Source organism: Clostridium swellfunianum, assembly GCF_023656515.1.
Taxonomy (GTDB): domain Bacteria; phylum Bacillota; class Clostridia; order Clostridiales; family Clostridiaceae; genus Clostridium_AT; species Clostridium_AT swellfunianum.
Window position 1 is genome coordinate 681,021 of the sequence record NZ_JAMOFV010000006.1, and the last position, 17,961, is coordinate 698,981.

Sequence of the window (17,961 nt, forward strand, 5' to 3'; positions counted from 1 at the left end):
ACACATAGGTAATTCCTATGTGTTTTCCTTATCCTCGTCGTTTATGTCTAAAAGCTCGTGGTTTCTAACCAGAACTGGTCTGCCTCTCCAGCTGAAAGCTCTATCCTTGTACCTTCTAATAAACTCTTTATTAGATATATCTTTTATTTCGTCGTATTCCAGCCTGTGTTTTAGGTTTTCTCTAAATTCTTTTATTGGTGTCTCCTGAATATTTCTATTGTGCGGACAAACATCCTGACAAACATCGCAGCCCCATATCAATTCATGCTTTTTAAGGATTTCAATATCTTCCTCGGTTAAGTCCCTTTTCTTTTGAGTTATATAGGATCTGCACATTAAGGGATTTATTGTGAAATCACCTAGAATACACTGACCAGGACACTTCCTTACGCAATTAAAGCACTGGTAACAGGTTCTATCCTGAGGTTTATCAGCTTCAAAGGCATAGTTGTTTATGATATATCCAATAAAAACATAGGAGCCATACTTATCTGTTATTATATGATTATTGATTCCAAAAAAACCCACTCCAGCCTTGTAAGCTAAATATCTGTCGCTGAAGGGGCCTGTATCTACAAAGGCTTTATAGTTGAACCCTTCTATGTTTTCCTTTAGAAAAGCCGCTATTTCCTCCAACTTAGCCTTTGCAATATTATGATAGTCCAAGCTGTAGGTGTATTTTGACAGGTTTGCATCTTCTTTTTTCCCTATGTAGTATGGAAATAAACAAACTATAATAGATTTAGCATCCTCTAAGGTGAGTTTAGGGTAGATTCTTTTTTCAAAGTCCTTTTCTTCGAAGCCGGTTATGTAACCTCGAGCTATTTGTTTTTTCCAAATTTCTTCAAAATCATAAAATGGTTCTGCCGCTGCTATACCCACATGGTCAATATTTATTGAATTACAAAAGCTTATGAGCTTATTTTTCATATGAATGTCGGGTAGACAATACCGACTTTCACCTCTCTTTCAATATAAAATGAGGGGGAGTTTATTCCCCCTCATAAGAACCCTTATATCCTTTGATTAGCCTCGGATTATTGATTTATATACCGTTATCTTCAAGTTCAAAAGCTAAGCTGTCGTCTACGAACAAAATAAAATCACTTATAGTTTCAAATTCACCTCTGCTTAAGCTTTTAAAATTGTTAGTGAGGTAAAATACTATTATCTTTTTAAACACCTGACATTCTTTAAAGTTTAACTCTAGCGGATAGCTTTGCTTTTCAGGCTGTTCCTTATGCATTGCCTCAACCTTGCTCTTTATGCTTTCTACTGCTGCTATTTCTTCATCTCCATAAAATACGGACCATATTCCATAGCCTGCAGCTTCATTTATTATTCTATGCAAAACTTCAAGGTTTTGTTTTGCTACTCCAAAGGTTACATTTATCATTTTTATTTCTCCTTTTATCTGTACTGATTTAGATCACTTGACTGCGTAATTCAACATTACACTTGAACATAGCTATTACCTAATATAATTAATAGAATTCTCTTTTCTTGGCAAGGCCTTTGATATATTTACCTTTTTATAACCGATAGCCGCCGCATGAATTTGCTTGTAGCCTTCTGGAATTCCTAATTCCTTTAGATATTCCTTGCCTTCCTCACTGTTTAAAAGATATGCAATAAATCCAATCCAGCAGGAGCCTATATTTAAAGCTTCTGCGGCTAGAAGCATGTTCTCCATTGCTGCTGCACAGTCTACTGCAGCATAATGATTTGTGTTGTCGCCAGAAATCAGTATAACAGTTGGTGCATTGTAAAACACATGGAACTTTTCATTTTCCCCAACTCTTTTTACATAGTCATCCTCCGACTTTCTAGCTAGCTCTTTGAAGCTTTCACTAAGGCGATTCAAAAGTTTTTTATTCTGAACTACTGTAAAATGCCAGGGCTGTTTGTTTGTGGCGCTGGGCGCGTAGATGCCTGCTTCTAATATTTCCTTTAGTTCTTCCTCGTTTATTTGCTCTGGCTTAAATGCTCTTATGCTTCTTCTGCTTCTAATTACTTCTAAGGTTTCATTCATAGTGGAGCCCTCCATAAATAAATAAATAAATATAAGAATATGTAGATATATACTTGCTTTTTAAGCTTTATATTTTTATTTTACCAATTATTTTAATGCTTCAACTGCATTCCTAGCCCAGTTGGAATCCTTATAAATTGCTCTTCCAACACCGATTAAATCAGCCTTGCCCTCAGCAAGAAGTCTTTCAGCTGCACTTGCCTCTGTTATTCCACCAGTTAGGATTACAGGTATAGACACAGCTTTTTTAATCTCTTCTGTTACAGGATAGAAGTAGCCCTGCTCATTGTTTCCCGGAATTATGTATCCGTTAAAGCCTCCTGAAATATCTAATATATCTACTCCGGCCTTCTCAAATTCTCTACAGGCTGCCACTGCATCTTCAACAGTTGAACCGCCTGACATGTAATCTGCTGCACCAAGTCTTAGGAGTATCGGAAAATCCTCCCCAACTTCTTCTCTGACTGCCTTGATTACTTCCAAATGAATTCTGATTCTGCTTAGCACATCCCCGCCATATTCATCGCTTCTCTTGTTTGAAAGAGGTGAGTAGAATTGATTTAAAAGGTATCCATGAGCGGAGTGAATTTCAACTCCATCAAAGCCTGCTTCTTTAGTACGACGAGCTGCTTGTCTGAAGGCTTCTATAATTTCCTTTATATCTTCCTTTGTGAGCGCCTTAGGTATGTTGCCTTTGCGTGGATTTTCTACTGCTGAAGGTCCAACCACTTCCATTCCAGTAACCTCTTGGCTTGCAGCACTTCCCGCATGGTTTAGCTGCATAACAGCTTTTGAACTGTTCTTATGTATTATGTGAGCTAAATCTTTAAGGCTTTCTATTACACTGTCATCTGCTATGGAAAGCTGAAGGTTGCTTGCCTTGCCCTGCTGCATTATAAAGCTGTGCTCTATTACAATCAAAGCTATGTATCCGCCTTCTGATTTTTCTTTATAATAATCCAATATTCCTTTGCTTACCTTTCCGTCTTCTTCAGCCTTTGAGGTAGCCATTGGAGGCATTACCAAACGATTTTTTAAGCTTATATGCTTTGATTCAAGTGGTTTTAGTAGATTTGCCATTTTAAATATCCTCCTTGCTCTCATAAATAAACCTATAGATAGTATTATAGCACAAAGTTTAAATTATCAACCATATGCATTGCTGGCACCCTATATTTATATGAGGCTTTAGAGCTTTTATATTTAATTTTGTTTTTTAAATCTGCTTTAAGTGTTGTATAATTTAAGCAGTAGTATTTTTATCTTTGGAGGCTAACTATGGACTTTATAATTAAACATGATTTAACTGATATAGATTTTGAAGAGGTTTGCCAGGTTATACATAAAGCTGGTCTTTCAACTCATGCGGTTGACCTTACCAAGAAGGCTTTTGAAAACAGCTACCTTACAGTTTTTGTTTTTGATGGTGATAAGCTTATAGGCACTGGAAGAGCAATCTCAGATGGAGTTTATCAGGCTGGAATTTATGATATTGCTGTGCTTCCTAATTATCAAGGCAAAGGAATTGGAAGGCTTATAATGGAAGAGCTTCATAAAAACTTAGAAGGCATTAACATTATTTTATATGCCAATCCGACAGCTGTTGAGTTCTACAAGAGGCTTGGTTATTCAAAGATGCTGACTGGAATGGCTAGGTTTAAAAATCAAGCTTTAATGAGAGAGAAAAAGTTTATTGAGTAGAAGGGACTTTAAAATGCGAAGTAAATTTATAAAAGCTATTTCTTTAGCTGCTGTGATGGCTTTAGCGGCAGGATGTTCTAATAAAGCTGAGCCTGTGAAAGCAGAGCCTCCTTCCAGTAATAATAACGTAAACTTGACTGAGAAAGAAGTAAAGCCCATTGAAGCAGAAGAACCAAAAGAGCAGGTAAAGCCTCTTCCGCTTGACTCCCTTGCTAAAAAATATAAAGCTAAAACTCCTAAGCAGTGGGGGGAAAGAGTTGATGGAATTAAGATAAGCCTTAACACAACAGATAAGGTAATAGCCTTAACCTTTGATGCCTGTGGTGGTGCTGGCAGCAACGGCTATGACGAAGAGCTTATAAGCTTTCTTGTTGAACAGCAGATACCTGCAACCCTATTCATTAACTACAGGTGGATTGATGCTAATAAAGATACTTTCATGAAGCTTTCTTCTAATCCACTTTTTGAAATAGAAAACCACGGTTACCAGCATAAGCCCTTGTCTATGAATGGCAAATCTGTATATGGAATAAAAGGCACTAAAGATGCTGCAGAAATTATGGAGGAAGTCTTGCTGAATACTGAAAAAATAGAAAAGCTAACCGGAAGAAAGCCTCGCTTTTTCAGACCTGGAACAGCCTACGGTGATGAGGTTGCCGTAAGCTTGGTTAGGGAACTTGGACAAGAAGTAGTGGGCTACAATGTTTTAGGTGACGCAGGTGCAACCTACAACAAAAATCAAATAAGAGAGTCCTGCTTAAAGGCAATGCCAGGCTCTATAATTCTTCTTCATATGAATCATCCCGAAAAGCAAACCTTTGAGGGAATTAAGCTTGTTATTCCTGAGCTTAAGCAAAAGGGCTTCAAGTTTGTAAAGCTCTCAGCTTATGAATTAAAATAATCTTTTTATATTTGATTATAATCACATATTTATTTATGTTTCTGGTACATAATAAAGCCATAACAAATTTAACTAAGTTTGGAGGGCTTTATTATGAAGCTAGAAAAAATATCAGATAAAATTGCATTTTCAGATAAGACTTTTACAAAAAGAATGCTGTTTGTTGAAGACAAGGTGCTTGCCTTTGTTTTAAACATGAAGCCTGGTCAGGGGCTTCCAGCACATACTCATGAGCAAAGCGACCTAGTACTTTACATCTTGTCCGGTGAGGGAGAAGCAACTGTTGACGGAAATGTTCACAAGCTTTCAGAGGGAGATGTTATCTATTTAAAGGGTGAAGAAGTATTTGGTTTTACCAATACGGGAGACAAGGATATATCCTGCTTTGTTGTTATTACACCTAATCCATCGACTATTTATTCAAAAGAATATTAAAAAAGGGGCTGTCTCAAAATATAGTTTAGAATAAAATTACCGCTGAAATATATAAAATATGCTTAGTGAGCTGACCGCTGTGCAAGAAGATCTAAGCTCAGAAAGGCCACAAACCAAGTGTTTTCGTAAAACTAGCCTTGCTTCGAACAAACGAACAACACTAAGGTTTGTGGCTTTTCTTTCGCTAAGTCCTTCTAGGCTTCGCTAAATGCTCATACAGCATATTTTATATATTTCAGCTGCTTNAAGGTATGCACTGTTGCTTTTTCATTTATCTTAGCTAGGCGGCAAGCTTTTTCAAATATTCTCTCCACTGTCCTTTCGGTTAGAAATTCCCTCTTATCATGACCTGGAAAAAGCCAAGTTTCAGGCTTATACAGGCTGTAGTATTTTCTTAGCTGTGCCAGTGCAATTTCTGATAAAAGCGTATACCTGTCTTTTCTTCCCTTGCCCTGTATTACATGTATAAGCATTCTGTCGCTGTCTATATCTTGAATTTTCAGCCTTACAACTTCGCCTACTCTAAGCCCTGCAGAATATATCAAAAACATCATAGTTCTATGCTTCTCATTGTCAAGGGCATCTAAAATTCTTTTAACTTCTTCAAAACTAAGTACATTGGGAAGTTTGTTTTCTTCTTGGGCCTAGGAAGAACTGCCATTTCCCCAATAAAATAGACACACAAAACTCGCTTTATCGTAGTATAGCCAGATATTTCATTTTTAAGCTGAAGTTACTCTGCTATTTGCTCAATTATAAAACTATTCTGGAGTTAAATAGCAATTGGAGGCATGATTGATCTCCTCAAAATATAAATATTGTTCAGTTCGTGCTAAAACATAACGAATGAAAGACTATTTACCTAGAACTACTAACTCACCAAAAGCTTTAAATCCGTTCTTTTCATAGAACTTCTGCGATGGATAATCTTTCTTTGTGATTAATATTATTCCATTCATTCCTTGCTCACGAATATCCTCTTCAATTGCCTTTATAAACCAACTTCCAATACCTTTTCTCTGCATTTTGTAACTTACGCAAAATTCATCAATATAATATTCAAGCCCCGCTATCCAAGGCTTTTTCATACCAAGGCTTAAAGCCACTACCTTACCCCCTGACATTGCTGCATAACCTACAAAATAGTTGTTATTAAAATGGTTGTTAAAAATGTTCATTACTTGTTCTCTTGATTCGTATACATCGTTCCATGGTTCTTTTGTGAATGTATCTAGAAATAAATCCACGCACTCGCCAATAATATGTTTATTAACTTTTAATAAAACTAACTCCTCCATACTTTACCTCTCCCCCAACTTGTTATTTTCTTTATTACACCATAATTTACGATGATTCGGTAGTTGTTCGAAGACTTAGCGAACCATATAAGAATATTCGGTATTAAAAATTAAAGCTTCTGGCTAAGTCTTTTGTTAAGTTCCCATAGTGCTACTTTATTTCCGTCCCATTTTAAATATGTAATAGCATCATTATAATTCATCCACTTGTATTCTGTATGTTCGTGTGAAAGTGTTAATTGTTTGTCCAATAATTCAACTCCATAACAATTTTCAGGTATAACATATATATTTTTGTCCCAATAGATACTATCCGCAAATTCTTCAGCAGGGATTGAATTAACTGTATCTAACTTTATGTACAATGAATCCTTAGAAATTCCCCCCTCTTCCCAGGCTTCTCTTTTAGCTGATTCAATTATCGTTTCTCCATCCTCTCCACCACCAGAAATAGCTTGCCACCAGTTTGCATCACTTCTGCGAAATACGGCATATTCTATACCCTTATCACTCATATAATAAGGAAAAACTAAAACTTGATACGGTGCCCTCATACTTCTTCCTTCTTTCTATATTAATTTATAGTTATTTTGCAATCAATCCAACTCATTTAAAGTAGTGATCTTTACTCTCATATTTTTTTGTTTCTTAATTTGCTGCCTCCACTTAAAAAATTCAAAATATTTTTTAGTGCATCTAATAGCCAGGCACATTTAAATATTTTACGCAGCACAAATTCCTCGCAGAGAAAAAAGTTAAATTGTTAAAAAGTTAAATTGTTAACTTTTTCTGTTGCGAGAGAATAAGCTCATTGAATTCATTTTAGCAGGTATAGATTGCTGTTGCTTGAGGGTATATCTCCATTAGTTATTTCTATTTCTTTAGTAGTGCTGATATGGAATATATAAAGGTCAAGAATAGACTTGCATAAACCGAAAGGTTGAAATAAGTTTTAAATAATTGCACACTCCAGCTATCCTCACCTATAATCAAACCTGCCCAAAAATTATGTATTCCTATACCATCATTAAGGCTTGGAACAGCAGAAGCAACATAGTTTATACCAAGACACATTGTCGATATAAGACAAATCAGAATTAAAGGTATTAATGATTTAGAAAACATAAATTCATTCCCCAAGTTCCTCTTCATTAGAAAAGTGTATAATGCCCAAAGTGTTAAAGTTATTAGTGTAAATCCCATTGTTATTCTCCCCCATCAAAATTGCATTTAAATCGTATTAGATTACAATTGCCTTCTGACTCAATTATAGCTAAGTTGGATAATTATGTATATATTGATTTTTCCATACATTTTTACAAGCATTTTTTCACTTGTAGAGATTTTACTACATGAGTTTTTTGCGTTGCAAAAACCTGTGAAAAATTACCCCTAAACCGTTGATTTAATCCAAAATAAAAGAGTGCAAAAATCAATGTAATTTTACACTCAAAAACTATTGTATTTTTTGTTTTTTCACCTCTAAAGTAAACCAGTTATATATATAATGCGATAAAGTTCTTACACTAGCAATGTCACAAAATATCCAGGTTTTAAGGATTTTTGGGACACTGCTAGTGTATTAGAACTTTTGCATTATATATAACTTAAACCCCTGCTTCTTTTTTAACTAAAGTTTTTCTTAACTTATTATAAGCAAGCTTAAATATATAGCTGTTAATATCAGACTTTAAGAAAAATAATGCTGCAATATATACTGTTATACCAACAACAATTTGAAGAACTGTAGTTGCGGCTGAAGCTTCTAAAAAGTATCCTAAGACTGATATAGGTACAAACATAATAAGAGAAGCTGCACAATATTTAACTAGCTTTCTATTTAGCACAAACATTTTAATTTCTTTTCTAAGAAGATATATCTGCGTGCCTGTTACTGCTGCTTCTGCGGCAACCGTTGCAGCTGCAGCCCCTATCGAGTAAAATTTTCTGATTAAAATAAGGTTCAAAGCAAGATTTACAGCAGCACCAACACAAACAGAAATTGTGAATTCTCTGGTTTTCCCTGTAGGAATCATATATTGAAAACCTAATACATTGCTTAGTGATATTAAGATTATTATAGGACTTAAAATTATTATTAAGTAGATACACCTAGTAAACTCTCCTCCAAAAAACCATGGTACAAACTTACTAGATATTCCTATCAAGCCGAAAATCATGGGAATTCCAAGATAAGCCACAAAGCTTAAGGTAGTATATATATAGTGCTCCACCTTGTTGAGCTCACCTTTGGCAAAACTGTTTGCAACCCTAGGCAGCATAACTCCTCCAGTAGCTGTAAGAAGGGCTAAAGTCATTTTAATTATTTTGTCTGAGCTTTCATAAAACCCTACTTCCTGCTTATTTGCCATAACTCCAAGCATGGTTTTGTTCAAAACCAAATATATCTGTATAGCAATTTGCGGAATAAATAATTCCAAGGAGGGTTTAAAGTGGCCTATAGCATCCCTAAAACTGACCTTATAGCTATCGACTATTTGATTTAAATAAATCCACATTACTGCCTGCCCCAAAACGCCAAAAACGCAGGATAATGCAGTATATTTCCATAAATCTGAGGGCTGCTTTACAAAAATAAATATAGCCGCCACTCCTAATATTCTTAAAACTACGCTTCTTACTACCAGCTTTTTAAAATCCTCTATACCTACAAATAACCATCCTATATCTATAGCAATGGATATTAGGTTTAGTCCTTGAATCAACTGGATAAGCTTATACTTTTCTATAAAAAATAAAGTAAATATCAAATATGCAATTAAAGCTACTGTACATAAGCTTGCTTGCAGAAGAAAAATGCTCCAAAAGGTCTTTGACAGCTTTTTTCTATCGTCTCTAACATAAGCAACTGTTCTACCTGCGTACAACCCTATACCAATGGAGCCAAACAAAGCAAAATACTGCAGTATAGAACTTGTATAGGCGTTTATCCCTACCCCTTCAGCACCAAGTACTCTAGATACATATGGAACAGTGATAAAAGGGATAATCATCAGCAGTAACTGATACAAGGCGTTGTAAATATAATTAGCTGCAATACTCATTAAATACCTCTAAAGCCCTCTTGACTACCGCATCCATATCATAATACTTATACTCAGCCAAACGACCTACAAAAACAACATTGCTAAGCTTTTCGCATTCCCTTTTATACACTAAATACTCATCAGCACAGGCTTTTGTTGGATATGGATAATAAGGCTCGCCATCCCAGGTTGGGTATTCCCTAATGATTGTTGATTTATCACATTTTTGTCCTGTCAGCTTTTTAAATTCGGTTATTCTTGTAAAATCATAATCATTAGGATAATTTACAACAGAAGCCTCTTGGTAGCTTTCGCAATCCACGGTTTCATATTCAAAACGCAAGCTTCTGTACTTAAGTCTGCCAAACTTATAATCAAAGAAATAGTCCACAGCACCAGTGTATATAAGCTTTTCATATTGAATGCTGTTAATAACCTCTTTATAATCAGTATTCAATAAAATATGTATATTAGGATTAGTGCTCATCTTTAAAAACATATTTGTATAGCCTAGCTTCGGCATACCCTGATACCTATTGGTAAAGTATCTTGTATCTCTTGTATACCTTACTGGAATTCTTGAAATAACGGATTTATCAAGCTCGCTTGGGTAAACGTCCCACTGCTTTTTAGTGTAGTTCTTAAAAAACTTCTCGTATATATCTTTGCCAGCCTTGCTAATAACCACGTCCTCAGAGTTATTTATTTCATCAACCGTCTCAGCCTGCTTGCTTAGAAACTCTTCAATTTCAAAGTTAGAAAGATTAAGATTATAAAGCTTATTTATAGTTTCTGTAGTAATAGGCATTGGAATAAGCTGACCATCCACATAGGTAAGAACTCTATGCTGGTAATAGCTCCAGTCAGTAAAGCTGCTTAGGTAATCCCATACTTCTTTTAAGTTTGTGTGAAATATATGTGGCCCATAATTGTGCACTAATATTCCATGCTCATTATAGGAGTCATAACAGTTGCCACCTATATGGTTCTTTTTCTCTATTACAAGTACCTTTTCATTAAATACGCTGGCTATTCTTTCTGCTATAGTAAGGCCTGCTAAGCCTGCACCTACTATTACATATTTATATTGCATAATTTTCACCCTTGTTAAAACTCTCTTCTATACTTTTTACGGCACTTTGTACATAATGACCGCTTGTAACCTTCTTTTGAAGGTCTTGAACATTTTCTTTTATTTCTAAATACTTATCATTGCCTATTTCAGAAATAGCATCGCTCATTTCTGTTAAGCTGTCTACTAAAACACCGATTTTGTTTTTTGAAATAAAGTTGGCTATAGCTGCGTTCTTCCAGGTTACTACTGGAATACCAGCTGCTATATATAGAGACAGCTTATGAGGATTGTTGTACCTCATGTACTGACCATAATGTCCTGAGCAGGTGTTAAGCTCAGTACCATCCCATATCAAACCAAAATTACCCTCCATAATTCCTGGCAGTTCATCTGGCTGAAAAGCACCCTTATAGCTGGCATTTTTGCACTTAAAATTATCCTGATCGAATTCTATTCCATACAGATTCATGCTGCAGTCCTTAAGAAGCTCATCACTGAAGCTGTATAAAAATTTAGCCTTATTAACTGAAAGATTTCCCGCAAACACAATTGATTTATTGTTTTGGGTATTGCTCTCAATAGCCTTTTCCACTTCTTTCATTCTGTAATCAAATACATCTAAATCTATAACTCTTGTTTTTAAGCCGTGCTCCTTAAGCCACTGAGTCATTGAAGGGTTATGTGAAATAACCGAATCAAAAGAATTTAAATAATTGATTTCCTTGTCAACCTCTTCCTGTACCCTAGTAAATCTTAAACAATCAATATCGTGTACCAACGCTACAACCTTTACGCCCTTGCCCTTCAGCCTTCTAAGTATAAACTCTAAAACCATGGAATTATATATGTAAGGATACTGAAGCAGCACAATTGAATCTGATTCAATTCTGCTTATTATCCTGTCTAGATTTAGGATACAAGCCATATAGTTTTTAAGCTTGAAAATAAACTTTTGAGAATCATTTACCTTAAAAACAATTGGCTTATAATCCGTGTTCTGTAGAAAAAAATTAATATCCTCTCTAGCCTTGCTTCCTGCATGAAGCGCCTTGGGAATAAGAGGTTCTAAGATGTACTTGTGCATTTAATTCGCCTCCAAATAGTATATATAAGTAGAAAACCGATAAATAACCCATTTGAATTTTTTACATATTGTCAAAAATTTATACAATTTGGTAAAACAAATAAGCCATTCTTAAAGATAACTTTTGAATCGTCCATTAAAAATTAGCTGGAAGTGAATTAAAATTATTAATTTTAAAATATAATAGGCTAACTTTTGTAATAATAATATATATTGAACAATATATATTAATTGCTCTATTTCCTATTGATTTACTCGGATTTATATACTATAATTAAGTTAACAATAATGATTATTATTTAACAATTTATATAAGAATTTAGTGAAGTTTAATGAGGTGGATGAAAAATGATGAAAGCTTTAGAAGTAAAAAAAGATATATATTGGGTGGGTTCTCTTGATCCGGAATTAAGAGTATTCGATGTAATAATGTACACTCCCTATGGAACAACCTATAATTCCTATGTTGTTAAAGGCAGCGAGAAAACTGCAATTTTTGAAACTGTTAAAGAAAAAACTTTTGAACAGTATCTTGAACGTTTAAAATCTATCAATGTTAATTTTGAAGAGATAGCTTATATAGTTGTAGACCACACTGAACCAGACCACGCAGGCTCAGTTGCTAAGCTTTTAGACTATGCTGTAAATGCAAAGGTAGTTGGTTCTGCTCCTGCAATCAGATTCTTAAGACAAATTGCAAACAGACCTTTCCAGGAAGTTATAGTAAAGCATGGTGATACCTTAAGCCTTGGAGATAAAACATTAAGATTTATCGAAGCACCATTTTTGCATTGGCCAGATTCAATCTACACCTATGTCGAAGAAGATCATGTGCTGATGACTTGCGACTCCTTTGGAAGCCACTACTGCTTCGACGAAATGTTTAGAGATATGATTCCAGCGGAAAAAGAAAATGAGTATATGGATGCCTTAAAGTACTACTATGACTGCATAATGGGACCTTTTAAGCCATATGTACTAAAAGCCTTAGATAAAATTAAGGATTTGGAAATAGACACTATCTGCACAGGACATGGTCCTATATTAAGAGGAAATATCGACTTTTACAGAGAAATCTACAGAAAATGGAGCACAGAAGATGCACCTGCTGACGGAAAAACAAGAGTTGTTATACCTTATGTGTCAGCTTACGGTTTTACAGAGCAATTAGCCAATAGCATTTCCCAGGGAATAAAGTCGAAGATTGAGGATGCTATAATTGAACCTTACAATGTTATAGAGCATAAACAGGAAGAAATTCTCGACAAAATTTACTGGGCAGATGCAGTACTTTTTGGTTCACCAACAATAAATGGTGATGCACTTTATCCAATTTTAGATATTCTCATTAAAATGAATCCTCTAGTTCACGGCGGCAAGGTTGCAGCGGCCTTTGGTTCCTTTGGCTGGAGCGGTGAAGCTGTACCAAACATTGAAGCAAGATTAAAGGCTTTAAGAATGAAGCTTGTAACCCCTGGACTAAAAATAAACTTTAAGCCAAACGAAGATGAATTACAGCAAGCCTATAAGTTTGGTGAAACAGTAGCAGAAAAGATTAAAGAAAACATAAGCAAAGGCGTTAAGACTTTAAGAAAATCCAATTTAAAGATTTGGAAATGCATAGTTTGCGGTGAAGAATTTGAAAGTGAAAAGGCTCCTGAGGTTTGCCCAGCTTGCGGCGCTACCAAGGAACAATTTGTAGAAGTTAAAAAGGAAGAAGTAGAATTCAAGCAAAGCAAGAAAGAAAAATATTTAATAATAGGAAACGGTGCAGCTGGTTATTATGCTGCTGACTCCATAAGAAAGAGAAATGCCGAGGCTGATATTAATATGGTATCCAGCGAAAAAGTGCTGACCTATTATAAACCACAGCTGTCAGATTATATAAGTAAGGATATAGCGGACAAGAGATTCTTTGTTGCACCTGAAGATTACTATGCTAAGAACAATATAAAGGTTACACTTGGCGTTAGAGTAGAAAAAATAAATAAAGATAAAAATACAGTTTCTTTAGATAACGGCACAGAATTATCCTACGACAAGCTAATACTTGCAACTGGTGCAAGCAACTTCCTTCCTCCTATTAAAGGCTATGAGAAGAAAGGTGTATATGTACTAAGAGATTTAGAAGATGGTAAAAAGATTAAAGAAGAAATGAAACATGCTAAAAATGCAGTTGTAGTAGGCGGCGGACTTCTAGGACTTGAAGCAGCTTGGGAAATGAAAAATGCGGGCATGAACGTATCCGTAGTTGAGCTTGTTCCAAACCTTCTATCCCTTCAATTAGATAAGGAAGGCTCAGAATTGTTTGAAAAGACAGTTGCCGAAGCAGGTATAAACATTTTAACTGGAGAGTGCGCTGGTGAGGTTCTTGGCGAAGGTTCAGTAAATGGACTTAAGCTAAAGAGCGGAAAAACTATAGAGGCTGATTTAGTACTATTCTCAGTTGGAATAAGACCAAATGTATGCCTTGCTAAAGAATCCGGTATAGAAGTTAACAAAGGTATTATTGTAAATGAAAAAATGCAGACAAATATAGAAAATATTTATGCCTGCGGTGATAATGTTGAGCTTAACGGCAGAATCTATGGCAACTGGCCAGCAGCTACTGAAATGGGCAAGGTTGCAGGTGCTAATGCAGTTGGAGACGAGGCAGAATTTAAGGATTTTGTAAACTCAATAGTATTCAATGCTATAAACTCACACATCTTCAGTGTGGGTGAAGTTAAGCTAGAAGCCGGAGTTGAGGTATTATCCTCTGCAAATCCTGATAAGAAGATTTACAAAAAGCTATTCTTCAAAGACAAGAAGCTAGTAGGCGGCATACTAATGGGTGACACTAAAAAATCCATCAAGCTTCTAAAATCCATCCAAGCCAACAAGCTCATGGCAGACGTCTTAAAAGAAGATATTCTAGCTTAGTAAAAAGTCTGTATCAATACAAAATTTATGCTGAAATTACCGCTCCAATATTAAAAAATATGGTTTTCGAGCTTACCGCTGTGCAAGAAGTTCTAAGCTCAGAAAAGCCACAAACTAAGTGTTTTCGTAAAACTCGCTTTGCTTCAAACAAACGAACAACACTAAAGTTTGTGGCTTTTCTTTCGCTAAGATCTTCTAACTGCTCACTAAATGCTCAAAAACCATATTTTTTATATTTGCGCTGCTTTCATCATAATTTAACCTATTGTACTGGTTAAGACCTAACCAAGCGAGAATGTATAAAATATCTGAGATGAGCATTGAGCAAACAACTAGAAGTTCTTGGCGAAGGAGTAAGCATAAAACCTTAGTGTTGTTCGTTTGTTTGAGGTACGAGTTTCACGAAAACACTTGGATTTATGCTTACTCCGAGCCTTAGAACTTCATGTGCAGCGAACCGCTCATGAAGCATATTTTATACATCCTCGCGGAGATTAGAGACTAAACTAGAACAGCAGCTTTACCTATTCTAGTGAACCTAGCTCTTTTAGCTTTTCGAGTATAAAGTTGTTGTCAGCAAAGTCTCTGACTGCAATTCTTATATACTGCTTGTTTTCAAAGGCTATTTTGCCTGAACAGTCTTTAATAAATACTCTATATTTATTAAGAAGAACCTGTGTAAGCTCTCTAGCAGTGAACTTTCCAGTTACCTCGCATAGGAAATAGTTTGCCTTAGAAGGTATAACTCTTAAATAATCAATTTTTGAAAGCTCGTTAAAGAATCTATCTCTTTCAGCAGCAATTTTATTGCAGCCCTTTAAATAAGCTCCTTGATATTTTCCAATAATCTGTAGGAAATACTCGCCAAAGGAATTTATATTCCAGATTGATATTTCACTTCTTACCTTTTTAATTATATTCTCATTGCCGCTTGCTAAAACTCCTAATCTTATTCCAGGAACTCCATAGCTCTTGCTAATGCTCTTTATAACAATTAAATTCTTATACTGCTGCAATAATTCTGAATCTATAAGAGAATATCTGCAATCCTCTCCAGCAAAATCTACAAAGGATTCATCATAGATTAGATATATATTTTGCTCTTTCAAATAGTCCAGCAGCTCCTTAACCTCTGCTTCCTTTAAGAAGTGTCCGCTTGGATTATCTGGATTTATTAGAAGCAGCGCCTTAACCCCTTGAGCAAATTCCTTTAATTCTTCAACATCGTATTTAAAGTCAGGATTTGACGGAATAAACTGCTTTACCCTATCATAACCAGCGCTTTCTGGATACTCATTAAAGGTTGGGAATATTACACCTATTTCCCCGTCAATTGACTTCATTAATCCTCTAATAAGCTCTGCAGCTCCATTTCCAACTAGAATTTCAGAAGTATCGCAGCCAAACATTTTAGATGCCAATAGGTTTTGCACATTAAGTCCTGAAGGATATTCAGAAATTAGCACATCAAAATTGGACTTTAACTCGTTAAGCATTTCTTCATTAGGAAAGTATGGGTTTACTAGATAGCAAAAGTCCTTAAGCTTTGGGAAACGCCAGTAACCTCCGTATCTTCTTTGATATAAGCCTAACTCTGACTCTGAGTCTGCAAAAAGAGCTTCAGCAATATCTAAATCTTGAATATCATCAATTTCATACCATTTTTCATCTGTAAGCCTATAGGCCTTAAGATTAATATTATCTATATAAGTCATAACCCTTAAAACCTGTTCGTAGTATTCATTCTCACCTAAAGCCTTAATATAGGCTTCTAAAAATGGAACATAACAATTTGTTGAAAATTCCTTTGAAAACTTATATATATTTACTGTTTTATAATAGTTGTCACGCTTATGCCATTTAAAAGCAGACTTTGGAATAAAGTTTATTATGCTGCCTTCCTCGTTTAAAACAGTAACAGTACCGTCCATCCAGGACTCGTATTTAGCTACAACAGCCAAATTATCATCTGGATCAGCGATAATATTTTTTAATATTTCTGCATCATAAATTAAATCGCTCTCTAAAAGTATAGTATCCTCATCGGTAAGCTGCTCTCTGGCAAGCCACAAGGAATATATATTGTTTGTTCTATAGTAGCTGTCGTTAACAACATATTTTATATTTATATCACTATATCTTTCATTTATAAACTCTCTAAGCTTTTCACCCTCATAGCCTATAACCATAACAACCTTTGTTATTCCAGCATCCTTTAGTGCATCTAAAGAATGTTCAATAAGAGTCTTTCCATTTACCTTAACCATACATTTTGTCTGGCCTTTTGTATGTTTTCCTAGTCTTCTTCCCATACCAGCTGCTAAAATTAGTGCCTGCATTTTATCTCTGTGCCTCCTGTACTAGCTTTTCTCTTTTTCTTTTAAAATTGGATATACATAATTAGTTAAATTTTTATAATCTCTAGTAGTATCGATTTCTGTCCATATCAAATCTTCAAGTTTTACATAGCCTATATTATAAGTCCTGGCTACATCTAAAAGAACATATTCATAATTCTGGTAAGCATTATTGCTGCCTCTGAAATCCTCAAGCATCTTATTGTAAATATCTATGGATATCTTAGTTATTCCTATCATTTCACCTTCTATATTGCTAAAGGCATGAATATCCTTTGAAATTTTAAATAAAAATCCATTTCGTATTTCAACCAACACCTCGTCACCTGAACCGCTTTCAGAAGTTATAAGCACACAATCTCTGTTTTCATTACCAATAATTTCAGCTATAGCTTTTTCTTCAAAAATCAAATCGCTTTCTATTAAAATAAAATCCTCGTCTACAAGTTCCTCAACTAAAGCCAAAGAATACATTGTTCCGGAATATTTATATTTTTCATTATTAACAAGCTGTACCTCATAGCGCTCAGCAAGCTCCTTGTAGTAGTTGCTTTCATAGCCTGTAATTATAATAATCTTTCCTATTCCTTGCTTTTTTAATATATTAATAGTTCTTTCAATTACAGTTGTATCTCCAAGCTTCAAAAATCCAACAGGCATGTCAAAACCTGCTCTCTGACCAGCTGCAAGTATAACTGCCTGATTTACCCTTCTTCCCTCTCCCTGAGGTATTATGATTTTTTTATCAATAGAAGTTTTTAGGTGTTCCTCTAAAGCCTCTATACCTTTATCAGTAACCATATAGTAAGACTTTCTCGATATCTTTTGAATTTTTATCAGTTCGCCTTCAAAAAGCTTCTTTATTATATAATTTACGTTTCCAACGGATATATCTGCTTTTTCTGCAATATCCCTTTGAGTGCTGGAGCTGTCCTTATTAAGTATTTCCAATACCTTAAGCTCTTTAGATATCATTTAAGCACCTCCTTCATGAGCAAATCCTATATAAAATTTCGTTGAAAATCTGATGTTCATTTATTGAATATATTTCAATTGTACCACTGATTATTAAAAAAGCAATAAAAAACATCTTCTTCTTAATCGTAAAC

The 17,961-nt window shown here is 35.0% G+C and carries 16 protein-coding genes and 1 pseudogene; 4 read left to right on the forward strand and 13 right to left on the reverse strand.

What is annotated here, in order from left to right; translation table 11 throughout:
• Nucleotides 1-15: 15 nt before the first annotated feature.
• From queG to NBE98_RS03220, 4 genes are all read right to left on the reverse strand, one after another.
• Complete coding sequence (gene queG / locus NBE98_RS03205; RefSeq protein ID WP_250812526.1) at nucleotides 16-930, reverse strand: tRNA epoxyqueuosine(34) reductase QueG; 915 nt, start codon at nucleotides 928-930, stop codon at nucleotides 16-18.
• A 115-nt stretch (nucleotides 931-1,045) separates the two neighbouring features.
• Nucleotides 1,046-1,396, reverse strand: a complete 351-nt coding sequence (locus NBE98_RS03210) for a hypothetical protein (protein WP_250812528.1) — start codon at nucleotides 1,394-1,396, stop codon at nucleotides 1,046-1,048.
• A 75-nt stretch (nucleotides 1,397-1,471) separates the two neighbouring features.
• Complete coding sequence (locus tag NBE98_RS03215; RefSeq protein ID WP_250812530.1) at nucleotides 1,472-2,032, reverse strand: nitroreductase family protein; 561 nt, start codon at nucleotides 2,030-2,032, stop codon at nucleotides 1,472-1,474.
• A gap of 87 nt (nucleotides 2,033-2,119) precedes the next feature.
• The gene (locus NBE98_RS03220) at nucleotides 2,120-3,112 is read right to left on the reverse strand and encodes an oxidoreductase (RefSeq protein ID WP_250812531.1); all 993 of its coding nucleotides are present in this window, start codon (nucleotides 3,110-3,112) and stop codon (nucleotides 2,120-2,122) included.
• A gap of 198 nt (nucleotides 3,113-3,310) precedes the next feature.
• On the opposite strand from NBE98_RS03220, the gene NBE98_RS03225 reads away from it, so the two are divergent.
• The 3 genes from NBE98_RS03225 to NBE98_RS03235 all read left to right on the forward strand — a co-directional run bounded on the left by NBE98_RS03225 (nucleotide 3,311) and on the right by NBE98_RS03235 (nucleotide 5,069).
• Complete coding sequence (locus NBE98_RS03225) at nucleotides 3,311-3,733, forward strand: GNAT family N-acetyltransferase (protein ID WP_250812532.1); 423 nt, start codon at nucleotides 3,311-3,313, stop codon at nucleotides 3,731-3,733.
• Between the two features lie 13 nt (nucleotides 3,734-3,746).
• Entirely contained in the window at nucleotides 3,747-4,634 is an 888-nt protein-coding gene (locus tag NBE98_RS03230) for a polysaccharide deacetylase family protein (RefSeq protein WP_250812534.1), read from the forward strand.
• Nucleotides 4,635-4,727: 93 nt separating this feature from the next.
• Nucleotides 4,728-5,069 carry a cupin domain-containing protein gene (locus tag NBE98_RS03235; protein ID WP_250812538.1) on the forward strand — a complete coding sequence of 114 codons (342 nt, stop codon included), beginning with the start codon at nucleotides 4,728-4,730 and terminating at the stop codon, nucleotides 5,067-5,069.
• A gap of 212 nt (nucleotides 5,070-5,281) precedes the next feature.
• Here the strand turns inward: NBE98_RS03235 and NBE98_RS03240 are convergent.
• From NBE98_RS03240 to NBE98_RS03270, 7 genes and pseudogenes are all read right to left on the reverse strand, one after another.
• Nucleotides 5,282-5,674, reverse strand: a pseudogene (locus NBE98_RS03240) (tyrosine-type recombinase/integrase); the annotation flags it as partial.
• A 249-nt stretch (nucleotides 5,675-5,923) separates the two neighbouring features.
• Nucleotides 5,924-6,367, reverse strand: coding sequence for a GNAT family N-acetyltransferase (locus tag NBE98_RS03245; protein WP_250812544.1), 444 nt, complete (start codon nucleotides 6,365-6,367; stop codon nucleotides 5,924-5,926).
• A gap of 110 nt (nucleotides 6,368-6,477) precedes the next feature.
• Nucleotides 6,478-6,921, reverse strand: coding sequence for an NUDIX hydrolase (locus tag NBE98_RS03250; RefSeq protein WP_250812546.1), 444 nt, complete (start codon nucleotides 6,919-6,921; stop codon nucleotides 6,478-6,480).
• Between the two features lie 319 nt (nucleotides 6,922-7,240).
• Nucleotides 7,241-7,570, reverse strand: a complete 330-nt coding sequence (locus NBE98_RS03255; RefSeq protein WP_250812549.1) for a hypothetical protein — start codon at nucleotides 7,568-7,570, stop codon at nucleotides 7,241-7,243.
• A 404-nt stretch (nucleotides 7,571-7,974) separates the two neighbouring features.
• Nucleotides 7,975-9,432 carry an oligosaccharide flippase family protein gene (locus NBE98_RS03260; protein WP_250812554.1) on the reverse strand — a complete coding sequence of 486 codons (1,458 nt, stop codon included), beginning with the start codon at nucleotides 9,430-9,432 and terminating at the stop codon, nucleotides 7,975-7,977.
• Nucleotides 9,416-10,507 (reverse strand): UDP-galactopyranose mutase, encoded by a 1,092-nt coding sequence (gene glf, locus NBE98_RS03265; RefSeq protein ID WP_250812557.1) that lies wholly within the window; start codon nucleotides 10,505-10,507, stop codon nucleotides 9,416-9,418. Before glf ends, NBE98_RS03260 begins: the two co-directional genes overlap by 17 nt.
• Nucleotides 10,497-11,573: a glycosyltransferase gene (locus NBE98_RS03270; RefSeq protein WP_250812558.1), complete on the reverse strand. Its 1,077-nt coding sequence runs from the start codon at nucleotides 11,571-11,573 to the stop codon at nucleotides 10,497-10,499. The genes glf and NBE98_RS03270 overlap by 11 nt, the downstream gene beginning before the upstream one ends.
• 348 nt (nucleotides 11,574-11,921) lie before the next feature.
• Here NBE98_RS03270 and NBE98_RS03275 point away from each other — a divergent pair, with 348 nt between their 5' ends.
• Nucleotides 11,922-14,495, forward strand: a complete 2,574-nt coding sequence (locus NBE98_RS03275) for an FAD-dependent oxidoreductase (RefSeq protein ID WP_250812562.1) — start codon at nucleotides 11,922-11,924, stop codon at nucleotides 14,493-14,495.
• Between the two features lie 524 nt (nucleotides 14,496-15,019).
• Here NBE98_RS03275 and NBE98_RS03280 read toward each other — a convergent pair.
• Nucleotides 15,020-16,834: an aminotransferase class I/II-fold pyridoxal phosphate-dependent enzyme gene (locus NBE98_RS03280; RefSeq protein WP_250812564.1), complete on the reverse strand. Its 1,815-nt coding sequence runs from the start codon at nucleotides 16,832-16,834 to the stop codon at nucleotides 15,020-15,022.
• Between the two features lie 21 nt (nucleotides 16,835-16,855).
• Nucleotides 16,856-17,827 (reverse strand): NTP transferase domain-containing protein, encoded by a 972-nt coding sequence (locus NBE98_RS03285; protein ID WP_250812567.1) that lies wholly within the window; start codon nucleotides 17,825-17,827, stop codon nucleotides 16,856-16,858.
• Nucleotides 17,828-17,961 lie beyond the last annotated feature (134 nt).

Bases quoted from the DNA above. Each gene is read 5' to 3' on its own strand.
- NBE98_RS03225 (WP_250812532.1), top strand. From the start codon at position 3,311: ATGGACTTTATAATTAAACATGATTTAACTGATATAGATTTTGAAGAG.
- NBE98_RS03230 (WP_250812534.1), top strand. From the start codon at position 3,747: ATGCGAAGTAAATTTATAAAAGCTATTTCTTTAGCTGCTGTGATGGCT.
- glf (WP_250812557.1), bottom strand. From the start codon at position 10,507: ATGCAATATAAATATGTAATAGTAGGTGCAGGCTTAGCAGGCCTTACT.
- NBE98_RS03250 (WP_250812546.1), bottom strand. From the start codon at position 6,921: ATGAGGGCACCGTATCAAGTTTTAGTTTTTCCTTATTATATGAGTGAT.
- NBE98_RS03215 (WP_250812530.1), bottom strand. From the start codon at position 2,032: ATGAATGAAACCTTAGAAGTAATTAGAAGCAGAAGAAGCATAAGAGCA.
- NBE98_RS03245 (WP_250812544.1), bottom strand. From the start codon at position 6,367: ATGGAGGAGTTAGTTTTATTAAAAGTTAATAAACATATTATTGGCGAG.
- NBE98_RS03210 (WP_250812528.1), bottom strand. From the start codon at position 1,396: ATGATAAATGTAACCTTTGGAGTAGCAAAACAAAACCTTGAAGTTTTG.
- NBE98_RS03220 (WP_250812531.1), bottom strand. From the start codon at position 3,112: ATGGCAAATCTACTAAAACCACTTGAATCAAAGCATATAAGCTTAAAA.
- NBE98_RS03235 (WP_250812538.1), top strand. From the start codon at position 4,728: ATGAAGCTAGAAAAAATATCAGATAAAATTGCATTTTCAGATAAGACT.
- NBE98_RS03270 (WP_250812558.1), bottom strand. From the start codon at position 11,573: ATGCACAAGTACATCTTAGAACCTCTTATTCCCAAGGCGCTTCATGCA.
- NBE98_RS03280 (WP_250812564.1), bottom strand. From the start codon at position 16,834: ATGCAGGCACTAATTTTAGCAGCTGGTATGGGAAGAAGACTAGGAAAA.
- NBE98_RS03275 (WP_250812562.1), top strand. From the start codon at position 11,922: ATGATGAAAGCTTTAGAAGTAAAAAAAGATATATATTGGGTGGGTTCT.
- NBE98_RS03260 (WP_250812554.1), bottom strand. From the start codon at position 9,432: ATGAGTATTGCAGCTAATTATATTTACAACGCCTTGTATCAGTTACTG.
- NBE98_RS03285 (WP_250812567.1), bottom strand. From the start codon at position 17,827: ATGATATCTAAAGAGCTTAAGGTATTGGAAATACTTAATAAGGACAGC.
- queG (WP_250812526.1), bottom strand. From the start codon at position 930: ATGAAAAATAAGCTCATAAGCTTTTGTAATTCAATAAATATTGACCAT.
- NBE98_RS03255 (WP_250812549.1), bottom strand. From the start codon at position 7,570: ATGGGATTTACACTAATAACTTTAACACTTTGGGCATTATACACTTTT.